Below are 15,079 nucleotides of genomic sequence, written 5' to 3' on the forward strand. Positions count from 1 at the left end.
TCAGCTGGGAGAGCGCCTGCCTTGCACGCAGGAGGTCAGCGGTTCGATCCCGCTTGGCTCCACCACTCTTTCAGGTTTCGCAGCACTGCTCAGAACTTAGAAATGAACATTCGGTGATGAATGTTGATTTCTGACTTTTGTCAGATCGTTCTTTAAAAATTCGGATATGTGATAGAAATAGACTGAACACCAGTTTCACTGCTGGTGGATCAGGCTAAGGTAAAATTTGTGAGTTCTGCTCGAAAGAGCGACGTGCGAATTTTCGGCGAATGTCGTCTTCACAGTATAACCAGATTGCTTGGGGTTATATGGTCAAGTGAAGAAGCGCATACGGTGGATGCCTTGGCAGTCAGAGGCGATGAAAGACGTGGTAGCCTGCGATAAGCTTTGGGGAGTCGGCAAACAGACTGTGATCCAGAGATCTCTGAATGGGGGAACCCAGCCAGCACAAGCTGGTTATCTTGTACTGAATACATAGGTGCAAGAGGCGAACCAGGGGAACTGAAACATCTAAGTACCCTGAGGAAAAGAAATCAACCGAGATTCCCTTAGTAGTGGCGAGCGAACGGGGACCAGCCCTTAAGCTGGTTTGAGATTAGTGGAACGCTCTGGAAAGTGCGGCCATAGTGGGTGATAGCCCCGTACACGAAAATCTCTTGCCAGTGAAATCGAGTAGGACGGAGCACGAGAAACTTTGTCTGAACATGGGGGGACCATCCTCCAAGGCTAAATACTACTGACTGACCGATAGTGAACCAGTACCGTGAGGGAAAGGCGAAAAGAACCCCGGAGAGGGGAGTGAAATAGAACCTGAAACCGTATGCGTACAAGCAGTGGGAGCCTACTTTGTTAGGTGACTGCGTACCTTTTGTATAATGGGTCAGCGACTTATATTCAGTGGCGAGCTTAACCGAATAGGGGAGGCGTAGCGAAAGCGAGTCTTAATAGGGCGCTTTAGTCGCTGGGTATAGACCCGAAACCGGGCGATCTATCCATGGGCAGGTTGAAGGTTAGGTAACACTGACTGGAGGACCGAACCGACTACCGTTGAAAAGTTAGCGGATGACCTGTGGATCGGAGTGAAAGGCTAATCAAGCTCGGAGATAGCTGGTTCTCCTCGAAAGCTATTTAGGTAGCGCCTCATGTATCACTGTAGGGGGTAGAGCACTGTTTCGGCTAGGGGGTCATCCCGACTTACCAAACCGATGCAAACTCCGAATACCTACAAGTGCCGAGCATGGGAGACACACGGCGGGTGCTAACGTCCGTCGTGAAAAGGGAAACAACCCAGACCGTCAGCTAAGGTCCCAAAGTCATGGTTAAGTGGGAAACGATGTGGGAAGGCTTAGACAGCTAGGAGGTTGGCTTAGAAGCAGCCACCCTTTAAAGAAAGCGTAATAGCTCACTAGTCGAGTCGGCCTGCGCGGAAGATGTAACGGGGCTCAAACCATGCACCGAAGCTACGGGTATCACCTTTAGGTGATGCGGTAGAGGAGCGTTCTGTAAGCCTGTGAAGGTGAGTTGAGAAGCTTGCTGGAGGTATCAGAAGTGCGAATGCTGACATGAGTAACGACAATGCGAGTGAAAAACTCGCACGCCGAAAGACCAAGGTTTCCTGCGCAACGTTAATCGACGCAGGGTTAGTCGGTCCCTAAGGCGAGGCTGAAAAGCGTAGTCGATGGAAAACAGGTTAATATTCCTGTACTTCCAGTTATTGCGATGGAGGGACGGAGAAGGCTAGGCCAGCTTGGCGTTGGTTGTCCAAGTTTAAGGTGGTAGGCTGAGATCTTAGGCAAATCCGGGATCTCAAGGCCGAGAGCTGATGACGAGTGCTCATTAGAGCGCGAAGTGGTTGATGCCATGCTTCCAAGAAAAGCTCCTAAGCTTCAGATAACTGGGAACCGTACCCCAAACCGACACAGGTGGTTAGGTAGAGAATACCAAGGCGCTTGAGAGAACTCGGGTGAAGGAACTAGGCAAAATGGCACCGTAACTTCGGGAGAAGGTGCGCCGGTGAGGGTGAAGCACTTGCTGCGTAAGCCCACGCCGGTCGAAGATACCAGGCCGCTGCGACTGTTTATTAAAAACACAGCACTCTGCAAACACGAAAGTGGACGTATAGGGTGTGACGCCTGCCCGGTGCCGGAAGGTTAATTGATGGGGTTAGCGCAAGCGAAGCTCTTGATCGAAGCCCCGGTAAACGGCGGCCGTAACTATAACGGTCCTAAGGTAGCGAAATTCCTTGTCGGGTAAGTTCCGACCTGCACGAATGGCGTAACGATGGCGGCGCTGTCTCCACCCGAGACTCAGTGAAATTGAAATCGCTGTGAAGATGCAGTGTATCCGCGGCTAGACGGAAAGACCCCGTGAACCTTTACTATAGCTTTGCACTGGACTTTGAGCTTGCTTGTGTAGGATAGGTGGGAGGCTTTGAAGTGGGGACGCCAGTTCTCATGGAGCCATCCTTGAAATACCACCCTGGCAACCTTGAGGTTCTAACTCAGGTCCGTTATCCGGATCGAGGACAGTGTATGGTGGGTAGTTTGACTGGGGCGGTCTCCTCCCAAAGAGTAACGGAGGAGTACGAAGGTGCGCTCAGACCGGTCGGAAATCGGTCGTAGAGTATAAAGGCAAAAGCGCGCTTGACTGCGAGACACACACGTCGAGCAGGTACGAAAGTAGGTCTTAGTGATCCGGTGGTTCTGTATGGAAGGGCCATCGCTCAACGGATAAAAGGTACTCCGGGGATAACAGGCTGATACCGCCCAAGAGTTCATATCGACGGCGGTGTTTGGCACCTCGATGTCGGCTCATCACATCCTGGGGCTGAAGCCGGTCCCAAGGGTATGGCTGTTCGCCATTTAAAGTGGTACGCGAGCTGGGTTTAGAACGTCGTGAGACAGTTCGGTCCCTATCTGCCGTGGACGTTTGAGATTTGAGAGGGGCTGCTCCTAGTACGAGAGGACCGGAGTGGACGAACCTCTGGTGTTCCGGTTGTCACGCCAGTGGCATTGCCGGGTAGCTATGTTCGGAAGAGATAACCGCTGAAAGCATCTAAGCGGGAAACTTGCCTCAAGATGAGATCTCACTGGAGCCTTGAGCTCCCTGAAGGGCCGTCGAAGACTACGACGTTGATAGGTTGGGTGTGTAAGCGCTGTGAGGCGTTGAGCTAACCAATACTAATTGCCCGTGAGGCTTGACCATATAACACCCAAGCAATTTGCTCACGCAGATTGCGGTGGTGAAGACGAAACGAACCGAAAGTTCGCGACGAACCACAAAGATCACATATCCGAATTGGCTGGCATGTCTGCAAGGACGTACTGGCAACCGAATTTCTTGACGACCATAGAGCATTGGAACCACCTGATCCCATCCCGAACTCAGTAGTGAAACGATGCATCGCCGATGGTAGTGTGGGGTTTCCCCATGTGAGAGTAGGTCATCGTCAAGATTCATTTCGCAAAACCCCTATCTGCGCGAGCAGGTAGGGGTTTTGTCTTTAAGTAGAGACTATAGAGATTCGCAGGTACGTCCCACAGGACGGACCAGCACACAGATTTTCTTGACGACCATAGAGCATTGGAACCACCTGATCCCATCCCGAACTCAGCAGTGAAACGATGCATCGCCGATGGTAGTGTGGGGTTTCCCCATGTGAGAGTAGGTCATCGTCAAGATTCAATTCCAAAGCCCCTGATCGCGATGCGATCAGGGGCTTTGTCTTTCAGGTATCAATGCCTGAAGTTCCCGTATGAAATCGTCCAGCTCCCTGCGCTGGCACGAAGGGAACAGTATTCACAAGCACAGCACGGTCCCTGTAGGAGCGGCTTCAGCCGCGATCACCCGCGAAGCGGGTGCCAGGCACCGAGTTGCTTGCATCGCGGCTAAAGCCGCTCCTACAGATATCTCTTTTCGCTGTGCAACAGCACAGCCCGACCCCTGATCTTCAAGACAAAAAAAGGCCGCTCCCGGTTGGGAGCGGCCTTTTTGCTATCGGGGCATACGTCCCTGCCAGTGCTATCAGCTCAGCAGGTTACGCACATTGCCCATCGCCTCATCGGCAAACCCCTGCAGGAATGCCTGGAAGCCCGGCAGAGCCTCCGGCCCGCCCTCCCATGGCTCGGCCTGGATGGTCCAGGTCGCACGGCTGCGGCTGGCGTCGATCGCCTGCACTTGCATGGCCGCCCACAGATTGCCGATGTTCAAGCTGGTGTAGATCAGGCTCCAGGTCATGTTCATGGCCTGATCGTCGCGGCTGTTCAACTGCTCAATCACCACGTTGCCATCCTTGAACAGCTTCTTGCGCACCGAGCGCACACCGCTGCCGGTCATCTCGATATGCGCCAGGGCAGGAATGAACACCGGGAAGCCAGCGAAGTTGCCGACGATGTTCCATACGTTGGCGGCCGGCGCGGCGATCTCCACGCTGGAAACCACCAGGCAGCCTTGCGGGTTGCGGATCAGGGTATCGGGTTTGAGTGCTTGCATTGGATGTTGCTCCTGTTGTGTATGAAAGGGATCAGATAAAGCCGATGTCGGCCAGGTAGCGGCAGCCACGGCTGAGCAGCGCCGGGTCCTTGCTCGGGTAACGGGCGCCCATGCGCTGCACCCCGGCGCGGGCGTTGTCGTGGGCGATGCCGGAGATGTCGCCGATGTCTTCCTCGAAACCGTCCAGGTAGAAGCCCAGGACGTCGTACAGCGCGTTGTCGCTATCGACCCTGGCCAACTGGCGCTGCCATTGCTCGATGCTGACCAGTTCGAAGGCATGGCCCTGGGCATGGAACGAAGCCAGGTAGTCACGCCAGCGCAGGGGTTCGGGGTTGTGCAGGTTGAACACACACTGGCCGGCCAGGTGACGGCTGCTGTGGAAAGCGATGAAGCGGGACAGGAAGTCCACCGGCATGAGGTCGAAGTCGATTTCGAGCTCCGGCACCTGGCCCAACTGCAGCGAGCCCTTGAGCATCAGCATCAGCCGGTTGCGCTGCGGCTGGCAGACCCCGGTGCGGCTATCGAAGGTGATGTTGCCGGGGCGGAACAGGTTGACCCACACGCCCTGCTCACGGGCGCGGCTGAGGATGCGCTCGCCGACCCATTTGCTGAGGTTGTAGCCGTTGCGGATGTAGATTGGCGGGGTACTGGTCGGATCGCTCTCCAGCACGCGACCGTCAATGTCCACCGCGCTGCAAGCGGACAGGGTCGAGATGAAGTTAAAGATCTTTTTGCGCCGGCCTTCGCATAATCGCAGGCACTCGAACAAGGGCTCGATGTTGTCGGCTGCCAGGACCTCGTAGTCGAGCACATGGTTGACCTGCGCGGCGTTGTGCAGCAACGCGCCATAGTTACTGTCCAGGTAGTCGTAGTCGGCCTGGGCCAAACCCAGCAGTGGCTTGCGCAGGTCCGCTTCGAATACCCGCACGCGGCTGCGGTCCAGGGTGACGTGGTTGTCCTGCAGGGCCTGGGAGAAACGCTCATCGGCGGATAGCCCTGCGGCGCTGCGTACCAGGCAAGCGACTTCACTCGCGCCCCACTCCAGCAGGGCCTCGACCAGATGCACGCCAAGGAAGCTGTTGGCCCCGGTGACGATTACCTTGTGCACATCGCCCAGGCGCTCCAGCGGTTGCACTTGCAGGCCCAGTTCGCGGTTGGCGTCCTGCTCCAGGCGTACCAGGGAGGTTTGCAACGCCTCGTGATCGCCATCGAGCAGCGCGCCCAGGCGTTGCAGGGTCGGCTGTTCGATGAAGCGGTTGATGGCCACCCCCTGGCCGAAGTGTTCCCTGACCTCCAGGAGCAGGCGCGACAGCAGGATGGAGTGTCCGCCGAGGTTGAAGAAGCTCTCGTCGACGGAAATCTCGCTGTGTGGAAGCTCCAGCAGCGCACTCCACAGGCAGCGCAGGCGCTCCTCGGTGGTTGTCTGCGGTTCGATGCGCTGGCTGGTTGGCAACGCCAGTGGACGCAACGACAACGCCCGGCGATCCACCTTGCCGTTGGCGGTATAGGGCATCTGCTGCAGTACCTGATAGAACATCGGGCGCATGTAGTCGGGTAGGTGTCGCTCGGCATGCTCGCGCAGCAAGGTTTCGCCATCGGCCCGTTGCGGGTGGGCAAGGAAGGCCAGGACCCGCCGCTGGGCGTCGATCACCACCGCCACCTGGGCGAACAGCTGGCTATCGCGCAGGCAGTGCTCGATTTCTTCGGGTTCGACCCGGAAGCCACGGATCTTCACCTGGTTGTCTCGCCGGCCGCACAGCTCGATACCTTGGTCCGTCCATTTGCCGATATCTCCCGTGCGGTAGGCGCGCAGTGTGCGGCCCGCGGGCAAGCTCAGCTCGACGAAGCGTTCGGCGCTCAGTTCGGGGTTGTTCAGGTAGCCCAGGCCGACACCTGGCCCGACGATGTACAGCTCGCCCGGGGTCTGCTCACAAACCGGCTGCAGGTGTTGGTCGAGGATCAACACCTGGGTGTTGGCGATTGGCAGCCCCAGGTTGCGGTTGTCGTCGCCCGTACCGAACACCCGGGTCGTGGCCAGCACGGTGGTTTCGGTCGGCCCATAGATATTGTGCATCCGGCATTGCCCGGCCAATCGGGCGATGACCTCCGGTTCGCAGACGTCGCCGCCGGTGACCAGATGGCGCAGGCCCAGATGGAGATCCCGGGGCAGGATGCTCAGCAGCGCCGGTGGCAGGAACGCGTGGCTCACCTCCTCTCTGTGGATAAGTTGTACCAGCAGTTGCGGATCGCGACGCTGGTCTTCACTGGGCAGGACCAGTTCCGCGCCACAGGCGAACGTTGGCAGGATATCCAGCAGCGAGGCATCGAAGCCGATGGTGGAGAACTGCAGGACCCGGCTGTGCCGGTCCAGGTCCACATGCTCGCGATACCAGGCCATGAAGTGCGCCAGGTTGCCTTGGCTGAGCAACACGCCTTTCGGTTGGCCGGTGGTGCCGGAGGTGTAGATCGCCACGCAGGCCTGCTCGGCGGCAGCCTGGCGCAACGCCAGGCTGGGCGGCGGCAAGTCCTGCGCCAAAGGAAGGTTGCGCACATCCACATCAGGGATATCCACAGGCGTCTGGCCGTCGTGCAGCATGACGCAGGCGCCAGCGTCGTCGAGGATCAGCTGGCGGCGCTCGGCCGGCGTGGCCGGATCCAGTGGCAGGTAGATGGCGGCGCAGCCCAGCACCGCCAGCAAGCTGGCGTAGAGCTCGGGTGACTTGCCCATGCACACGGCGACCACAGGCGGCTGTTCCCCGGCGTTGGGCAGCAGCGGCAACAAGGCCTGCTGGATGATGGCGGCGCGGGCGTGCAGTTGCTCATAAGAGCAACGCTGGCCGTTGTGGTTCACGGCGGGAGACCCTGCGTGCACACGCAGGCTGTGCTCCAGGCCGCCGATCAGGCCTGTTTCGGCCTTCTCCAGCAAATCGGCGCGCAGTGTGCGGTTGAACGGATGGCGGTAGGCCAAAGTATCCAGCCAGTCCAGGCCGTGCTCACGCTCCAGGTCTCCCGGGCTCACCGCAGGCGTTTCCTGCAGATGCAACGGGTTGCGGGCGAAGCGGGTGACCTGCAGCGCCAGTTGCTCGCACAGGGCTTGCAAGGTGTCCTCACGCAGCTGTTGGCCATTGCCGGAGCGCGGCGTGTGTATCGGCACGCGATGGATCAGCCGCTGGGCGCTGGCACTGCCGCACCAGCACAGGGCCTCCAGTTGAGGCAGGGTGTCGGCGTAGCTCGCACCCAGGCGCAGCCTGAGCAGCGGCGTGCCGCCAAGGGGCTGCCAATCACTGCTGCGCAGTGCCAGGCTGCCATCCTCCACCACCAGGTCGGGTTGGGCCGACAACTGCCGGGGGACGGCCTGGGCGCTATCGGCCCTGGCCGAGCCATGTCCGTGCTCGGCGAGCAGGCGGGCGAACTCCTCCAGGGGCGGGCTGGTGCCCACCAGGAGTATGTCGAGGCGTCTCATGTCTAAGTCCTCAGGGCAGATAGTCGCGCAGGGCGTCCTGTACGCAGGGAGACTCGAGCATCGAGCTGCTGCGGAAGAAACGCAGGATGTTGCCCAGCAGCGGATGCTGGCGGTTGATCGGGTAGGCCAGGCCCAGCGCTTCCTCGCGCAGGGCCTGGCGCACCGAATCGCTCACCGGCAAGGCGTCGATCAGGGCGCAGTCGAAAGCCTGCTGGATGTCGTTGGTCAGGTACTGGCGCAGGAACAACGGGAGTACCTTGGCGATCATCTGGCGATCCGCCTCAGGCGCGGTATGCCAGTAGATGCGCGTCAGGCGCGCCCAGAAGCTCGAGTGACGACCTTCGTCTAGCAGGTGATCGGCCATCAGGCCCTTCACCGAGGGCTTGACCGAGTCGTCGCGGGCAAAGGCCGCGACATCGTCGGTCAGGGTGTTCTCGGCGATGCCCACGCAGATCAGCTCCAGGGCGTCACGCAGGGCCTCGGGCACCTGTTCCAGCACGGCTGGAATGGCGCGGCTGAGTTCGATTTCCTGGGGCAGGGCGATCGGCTCGATCCCGGTCAGGGCGATGCTCTGTTGCAGGAAGTCCATCGCCACCAGGGCGTGATAGTCCTCGTCCACCACCACGGTCATCGCGTCGTAGCGGCAGGCGAACGGGAAACGCACGGCAAAGCGGTCCTTGGCGATGCGCCGGGCGGTACGGTCGACGATCTCGGTCTCGAAGATCACCACGTCATTGATGAACTTGTAGAGGCTCTGTACCAGCACGAAGTCGCGCAACTGCGGGCACTCGCGCTGGAACGTCGCGCCGAGCACCAGGGGCTGGCGGCTCAGGGGGTAGATCAGGCGCTGGTCATCCTCTACCTGGCGTCGTGGCCGAGTGCGAATGGTCGCCCTGGCCTCCCAGGCCTCGGCAAAGGAGCGATACTCGAGGGCATTCATGGGGTGACCTCGGCAACAGCCGTTTTCAGCGACGTACGCAGGCGGTCCCACAGGGCCATGCGGCTGTCCACCGCGGCGATGGCGGCCACGTAGACGTCTTCCTGGCGCAGCGGATCGTGATCGACCAGGCGTGCCAGCAATTGCTCGGCGGCGGGGCCGTGGTCCTCGGAGTCGACCTCGATGTGACGTTGCAGGTAGTAGCGGAAGGTCGGTGCCTGCTCGGTGCCGATGCCCCACTCGTCGAGAATCTGCTGGAACATCGATGGAATGACGCTTTCCCGCCCGTGCAGGAAGGCGGCGGCAACCTGGTGGGCCGGTGCCTCGATGGCCACTTCGAGAGTGTCACGAACGAACCGCTGTGCCGCTTCACTGGCGCCACAGCGTTGCAGCGCGTCGAATGCCGCGACGCCTTGTTGCTGCAGGCTGACGAAGCGTTCGATGGCCTGGGTGCTTGCACCGACTTCGCGCATGGCATCCAGGTACAGCTCGAAGTGGCTGTAGTGACCATGATCCAGGCGCTCGTCTGATTCTTCGCCCAGAACGATCTCGTTGATCAGACGCGCTGCGGCCGGGTCCCTTGGTGGCAGCCAGGGCAGGCTGACGCAGGTCAGCTCCTGCTGCAGGCGTTTGGTCAGAGACATGAAGTCCCAGACAGCGAACACATGGGTTTCCATGAACCCCCGGAGCGTCTCCAGAGAATCGATTTCGGAAAATAGCGGGTGCAGGGAGAGTTTATGTTTCTTGTCGGAAAGTGTGCGCTTCAATGTGCTCATGATGAGCTCCGTTTAGGGTTGAAATACAGGGTTGGTATTACTCTGAAAGTTGCAAGGCAGATAAATGCCGGGCGAATGAAGGCCTCGAGTGGAAACTCGAATTCGAACAACAGGCAGAGGCCGGCAGGGCTCGTCTGGCTAAGCGCTCACGGAGGCGCAGGGCCGCTCCTTGGCTGGCGATATAAAAGTTAGAACAACTTCAAAGTTTGCCGCAATTGTTTTTTTGATTAATTTATATTCGGACTTTTCTTGAAATATACGGTTCTGAATAAAACTTTGAGTAAGTTTTATTTTGGCAATACGTACTCCTTCCGATAATTAACGATCAGAAAAAATGTCACAGAGTGAATGCCTCACTCGGAGCACGAATGAACGGAGAGGGGGAGAGTAACTATTGAGGGGCGGCTGATCGCTTGCGGTCCTTGCCCCGGTGCCAGGTTCCTTCTGCAAGTTAATGGGGAGGCAGACGGCCAGGTCCACGTCTGATGATCAGCGGCCGCTGCGGGGAGTAGAGTGTCCCCAAAAAGCTGGCACTGCCATGGCCAGGCACTGACCGGGCCACGGAAAAGCCTTGATCAGCACAGGGATGGCAGGGGGAGGATTAGAAACTCAGCAACCCGAGATGGGCGTTGAAGATGCGCACCAGGCGCTGGTTCAGCAACGAACTATCCACCGCTTGCAGCGGTAGCTCAATCAGCTCCAGCTCCCGACGAACCAGCCTGTGCCAACCAAGCATTGCCGCCAGGGAGCCTGGCGGATAGAGCACAGTCGTGGGGATATGAAGGGGCAGGTGGGTGGTACTGAATTGTGGGCTGTCACAGCTTGAAACAAACAAATGACGGGTCAGCCCTGGGCAAGCACCCTGCACCTTCTGTATCAGGGCCAGTGCGATATGCGCGCCTAGCCCTTGGGCAAACAAGGCGTGCGGCTGCACGAGGTAGGGTTGGAGCTGTTCAAGCAGCACCTGAGTCAGATGCCCAGAAATGGGCAGTAATTGTTCGGGGTCGGCGATGGAGGGCACATCGACCGCGACCAGTTCGATGGGATCGCCCAGGGTCCTTGCCCACGTGCGGTATTGGGCAAGTTGCTGTCGGGTGCTTGCCAGGCAGATCAAGCGAATCCTGGGGGGCTGGTCGGGCGTGGTTTCCTGTCGCGTCTGCACGTGCACTGCCGTTCCTTGTGGCGGATCGTGTCTGCGCAGCGACGCGGTCGCTGAGGTCGGCTGCGCGGTTGAGCAGAATCAGTTGCCCGATTGCTTGTCGAGGTAGTTCCTGATGGTTCGCGCGGCGTGGTTCAGGTGCTCTTCCAGGAGCTTGATGGCTTCGTCAACCAGTTTGTCGCTGGCAGCGTCGACCAACGCGATGTGGTCGTCCTGGGTGAGCTTGCCCAGCCCCATCGAGGACAGATGGAAGCGCAGGAAGCGTTCCTCCTCGTTGAGCTCGATCTCGATCATGCGCAGCAGTTTCTGGTTCTTTGCCTTGCTATAGAGGGCCATGTGGAACAGACGGTTGAGCCTGCCGATTTCAGCGTGGCGGGTCTCGTTCTCCAGTTGGCGGATATACGATCTGGCCTGGGCGATGTCGTCAGCGTCGAGCGAGGGGATTGACTGGCGCAGTGCCTCAGTCTCGAGCAGTACGCGCAGGGCGTAGGTATCGACGGCGTCCTCGCCGATCAGCGGTGCCACCACGGCGCCTTTGTGCATCACCACCTGTAGCAGGGACTGGGCCTCCAATTGGCGTAGCGCCTCGCGCACGGGCATGCGGCTGACGCCAAACAGGGTCGCCAGCTCTTGCTGGCGCACCGCGGTCCCCGGTGGCAGTCGGCCGTCGAGGATGGCACTGCGCAGACGCTCTTCGATGACACCGCGCGCCAGGTGCGGCGGTACCTGCTCGCTGCCTAGCACGGTGCTCAGGAGTTTGGGTTTCTCAGCCACGCGGGGTTCGCCTCGGCAACATGAAAATTGGATCCAATAACCCTAGTGAGGGAAGGGGGCGCTTGTCAAACGGATTGATCAGGCAGTTGCGCCGTGGCGCACTCACGAAACGCGGCTATCGTGAAGCAAGTTGCCGGCATTGGGAAGATGGTCAAGGTCGCCAGCCCTTGTACGAAGCGGCTTTGCCGACAGTTGGCAGCACTGGCAGCCGGCGCCATTGTCTTTTCTCGCGCCAGCCCGCACCATCGCTGCTTTCGACTGATCTGAACAGGTGTTCGCAGTGGCGATACCTTGGCCTCTCAACGCGATCGTTCGCCGGCTCGGCCTTGCCGTGCTGCTCGGCTGCTTGTGGCTGGGCATCACGCAGGCGGATTGGGACTTCTCGCAGATCAGCCGCCGTGCCCAGGCGCTCTATGGCCCATTAGGCCCGGGCCAGGGGCGTATCGATGCCTGGCAGAACCTGCTGTCGACACAGAAGCAGGGCAGCGAGATGGAGCAGTTGCAAGTGGTCAATCTGTTCTTCAACAAGCAGTTGCGCTACGTCGAGGACATAGACCTATGGCACGAGGTTGACTACTGGGCCACGCCGGTCCAATCGCTGATCAAAGGAGCGGGCGACTGCGAGGACTACGCCATCGCCAAGTACTTCAGCCTGCGGCGTATCGGCATTCCGGCGGAGAAGCTGCGCATCACTTACGTCAAAGCCCTGCGCCAGAATCGTGCGCACATGGTCCTGACCTATTATTCAAGCCCACAGGCGCAGCCGCTGGTGCTCGACAGCCTGATGGACGCGATCAAGCCGGCCAGCCAGCGCACTGACCTGCTGCCGGTGTACGCCTTCAACGGTGAAGGCTTGTGGCTGACCGGCGCAGGCGGCAACAGGAAGGTCGGCGACACCAAGCGCCTGTCGCGTTGGCAGGACTTGCTGAAGAAAATGCAGGCCGAAGGGTTCCCGGCCGAACCGGTTTACTGAAGGAGCACAGATGTCACTGTTCAAACAATTGCTGCTAGCCATTTGCCTGTTCCTGGTGATCGCCTTCAGTGGCAGTTTCATGGTCAGCCTGGAGAGCTCGCGCAGCCAGTATGTCAACCAGCTGCGTTCTCATGCCCAGGATGCCGCGACCGCGTTGGCGTTGTCGCTGACGCCGAATATCGATGACCCGGCGATGGTCGAGCTGATGGTCAGCTCGATTTTCGACAGTGGCTACTACTCGAGTATCAAGGTTATCGACCTGGACTCCAATGCCGTGCTGGTCGAGCGTCACGCAGAGCCCGACACCGGCGGCGTGCCGGGCTGGTTCATCCAGCTCATCGGCCTGGAGCCGGCCGGTGGCGATGCCCTCGTCAGCCGGGGCTGGCAGCAGGCGGCGCGGGTAGAGGTGATAAGCCACCCGATGTTCGCCTTGGCCAAGCTCTGGCAGAGCGCCTTGGGCAGCCTTGGCTGGCTGCTGCTGTGCGGCGCCGTGAGCGCGGTGCTCGGGGCGCTGCTGCTGCGCCGCCAGTTGCGTCCGCTCGACTATATGGTGGCGCAGTCCCACGCCATCGCCCGTCGTGAGTTCCTCAGTCTGCCCGAGCTGCCACGCACCCCCGAACTGCGCCGAGTGGTACAGGCCATGAACCAGATGGTCGAGAAACTCAAGGCTCTGTTCACCGAGCAGGCCGAGCGCAGCGAGAAGCTGCGTGCGGAGTCCTACCAGGACAGCCTCACCGGCCTGGCCAACCGCCGTTACTTCGAAATGCAGCTCAATGCCCGGGTCAGCAACTTGGAGGAGGCCCGGAGCGGCTACCTGCTGTTGCTGCGGGTTCAGGACCTGGCCGGGCTCAATGCCCGGCTGGGTGGTCAGCGTACCGACCAATTACTGCAGGCGGTGGGGGAGCAATTGCTTCGCACCTGTGCGAACTACCCCGAGACAAACGACCTGATCACGCGCAGCCGTGGCGGCGAGTTCGCGGTATTGGCGCCGGGCATGGTTCATGATGAGGCAATCCAACTGGCGCAAGCCCTGGAAGGCACCTTGCAGAGCCTGCACGAGACCGGAGCCAGCGATGTTGACCCGGTGGCCTGCATTGGCCTTGCCCCCTTCAGTCCAGGTGATGCGCCGCAAGGGCTCCTCAAGCTCGCCGACGAAGCTCTGGCCCGCGCCGAGAGTCAGCCCGCACCGGGTTGGGTATGCCTGGAACAGGGCGCCGCAGACCAAGCCGCCGACAGCCACCATGTCTGGCATACGCGCCTGGACCAGGCGCTGGGCCAAGGGCAGTTCGAGCTGTTCTTCCAGCCCGTCGTCGATGCCCGGGCGCCCGAGCGAGTGCTGCATTACAAGGTCATCTCGCGCTTGCACGACGAAGTGGGCGAAGCCCTGGCGGCCGGCCGTTTCCTACCTTGGCTGGAGCGCTTCGGCTGGATGCCACGGCTGGACTTGCTGGTGCTGGAAAAGGTGCTCAAGCACCTGCACGGGCATGGCGAAGCGTTGGCACTGAACTTGTCGGCTGCGACACTGGCCGATCCCAAGGCGCTGCAGCGGATCTATGACCTGTTGGGGCAGCACAGTGCACTGGGACCGCGGCTGACTTTCGAGATCGGCGAGGAGCAGCTGCCCGAGCAGTCGGTGCTGGAGCTCCTGACCCGGCGCCTGCGAACATTGGGCTTCAGCCTGGCGCTGCAGCGTTTCGGTGGGCGCTTCAGCATGATCGGAAACCTGGCTCACTTGGGGCTGGCCTACTTGAAAATCGATGGTGGCTATATCCGCAACATTGACCAGGAACGCCACAAGCGCCTCTTCATCGAAGCTATCCAGCGGGCGGCACACAGTATCGACCTGCCGCTGATCGCTGAGCGGGTGGAGACCGAGGGGGAGTTGAAGGTGCTGCGGGACATGGGTGTGCAGGGCATCCAGGGCCAACTGGTTGGTGGGCCGGCCCCCTGGCGTTGACCAGCCGTGTCATCAGTGCGAGGCAACTCGCACTGCAATACGCCGCCAGCTTGGTCAGATCAACCCGCCTTCCTCGTCTTCCTCTATCAGGTTGTTCAGGCTACCCAGCGCCTTGCGCGCGGTGGAGCGGTTGAGCAACTTGGCCTGGGCGCCGGGCGGCAGGTCGGTGATGCTGAACACGCCTTTGGCAGTCAGCACCTCGATCAGGTCCTCCAGCACCCGGATCATGTCCAGATCGCTCTGCTTGAGCTGCCTGAGGCTGTTCTCAACGACATCGTCGGCGAACCATTCCTGGATCTCGGCACTGTCGGCGGGGACCATGTCCGTAAATCCATCAAACCCGGCGGCTTCCACTCGCAGCAAACGGCCGTCAGCGTCGCGTTGCACGTAGAACATGGCGGCGTCCCTCGTCACGATGATTCCTTGTTGGTAGTCAGCAGCATAGGCAAAGTTCACCGGGCGTGTAGGCCCGGTGCACGAGTATGCGCGTGAAGCGTTGGCGGGGAAAGCCCGCCCCGACGCGGCGGCCGTTGCCGGCTGCCGCGGGGG

The 15,079-nt window shown here is 60.1% G+C and carries 9 protein-coding genes, 1 tRNA gene and 3 rRNA genes (1 of these 13 cut by a window edge); 6 read left to right on the forward strand and 7 right to left on the reverse strand.

The window, feature by feature from the left end; translation table 11 throughout:
• The 4 genes from LU688_RS00735 to rrf (LU688_RS00750) form a co-directional block, all read left to right on the forward strand.
• Nucleotides 1-65, forward strand: a tRNA-Ala gene (locus tag LU688_RS00735) (it extends 11 nt beyond the left edge of the window).
• 245 nt (nt 66-310) lie between these two features.
• Nucleotides 311-3,204: ribosomal RNA gene (locus LU688_RS00740) — 23S ribosomal RNA — on the forward strand.
• 134 nt (nt 3,205-3,338) lie between these two features.
• Nucleotides 3,339-3,454, forward strand: a 5S ribosomal RNA gene (rrf, locus tag LU688_RS00745).
• Between the two features lie 110 nt (nt 3,455-3,564).
• Nucleotides 3,565-3,680, forward strand: a 5S ribosomal RNA gene (rrf, locus tag LU688_RS00750).
• A 343-nt stretch (nt 3,681-4,023) separates the two neighbouring features.
• On the opposite strand, the gene LU688_RS00755 is transcribed toward rrf (LU688_RS00750), so the two are convergent.
• The 6 genes from LU688_RS00755 to LU688_RS00780 all read right to left on the reverse strand — a co-directional run bounded on the left by LU688_RS00755 (nt 4,024) and on the right by LU688_RS00780 (nt 11,600).
• The gene (locus LU688_RS00755) at nt 4,024-4,491 is read right to left on the reverse strand and encodes an SRPBCC family protein (RefSeq protein WP_023630620.1); all 468 of its coding nucleotides are present in this window, start codon (nt 4,489-4,491) and stop codon (nt 4,024-4,026) included.
• A gap of 31 nt (nt 4,492-4,522) precedes the next feature.
• A complete protein-coding gene (locus LU688_RS00760) occupies nt 4,523-7,954 on the reverse strand; it encodes an amino acid adenylation domain-containing protein (protein ID WP_232888294.1) in 3,432 nt (1,143 codons plus the stop codon).
• Nucleotides 7,955-7,964: 10 nt separating this feature from the next.
• Nucleotides 7,965-8,894, reverse strand: coding sequence for a diiron oxygenase (locus LU688_RS00765; protein WP_160291358.1), 930 nt, complete (start codon nt 8,892-8,894; stop codon nt 7,965-7,967).
• The gene (locus LU688_RS00770) at nt 8,891-9,667 is read right to left on the reverse strand and encodes a DUF3050 domain-containing protein (RefSeq protein ID WP_023628876.1); all 777 of its coding nucleotides are present in this window, start codon (nt 9,665-9,667) and stop codon (nt 8,891-8,893) included. The genes LU688_RS00765 and LU688_RS00770 overlap by 4 nt, the downstream gene beginning before the upstream one ends.
• Nucleotides 9,668-10,268: 601 nt before the next feature.
• On the reverse strand, nt 10,269-10,835 hold the full coding sequence (locus LU688_RS00775) for a hypothetical protein (RefSeq protein WP_023628877.1): 567 nt from the start codon (nt 10,833-10,835) through the stop codon (nt 10,269-10,271).
• A 72-nt stretch (nt 10,836-10,907) separates the two neighbouring features.
• Nucleotides 10,908-11,600 carry a GntR family transcriptional regulator gene (locus tag LU688_RS00780; protein WP_023628878.1) on the reverse strand — a complete coding sequence of 231 codons (693 nt, stop codon included), beginning with the start codon at nt 11,598-11,600 and terminating at the stop codon, nt 10,908-10,910.
• 271 nt (nt 11,601-11,871) lie between these two features.
• On the opposite strand from LU688_RS00780, the gene lapG reads away from it, so the two are divergent.
• Entirely contained in the window at nt 11,872-12,573 is a 702-nt protein-coding gene (gene lapG, locus LU688_RS00785) for a cysteine protease LapG (protein ID WP_232888295.1), read from the forward strand.
• A gap of 10 nt (nt 12,574-12,583) precedes the next feature.
• Nucleotides 12,584-14,530: a cyclic di-GMP receptor LapD gene (lapD, locus tag LU688_RS00790; protein ID WP_094012622.1), complete on the forward strand. Its 1,947-nt coding sequence runs from the start codon at nt 12,584-12,586 to the stop codon at nt 14,528-14,530.
• Between the two features lie 54 nt (nt 14,531-14,584).
• Here lapD and LU688_RS00795 read toward each other — a convergent pair whose 3' ends face one another.
• A complete protein-coding gene (locus LU688_RS00795) occupies nt 14,585-14,926 on the reverse strand; it encodes a hypothetical protein (protein ID WP_023628881.1) in 342 nt (113 codons plus the stop codon).
• Nucleotides 14,927-15,079: the final 153 nt, after the last annotated feature.

The organism is Pseudomonas soli (assembly GCF_021283165.2).
Lineage (GTDB): Bacteria > Pseudomonadota > Gammaproteobacteria > Pseudomonadales > Pseudomonadaceae > Aquipseudomonas > Aquipseudomonas soli.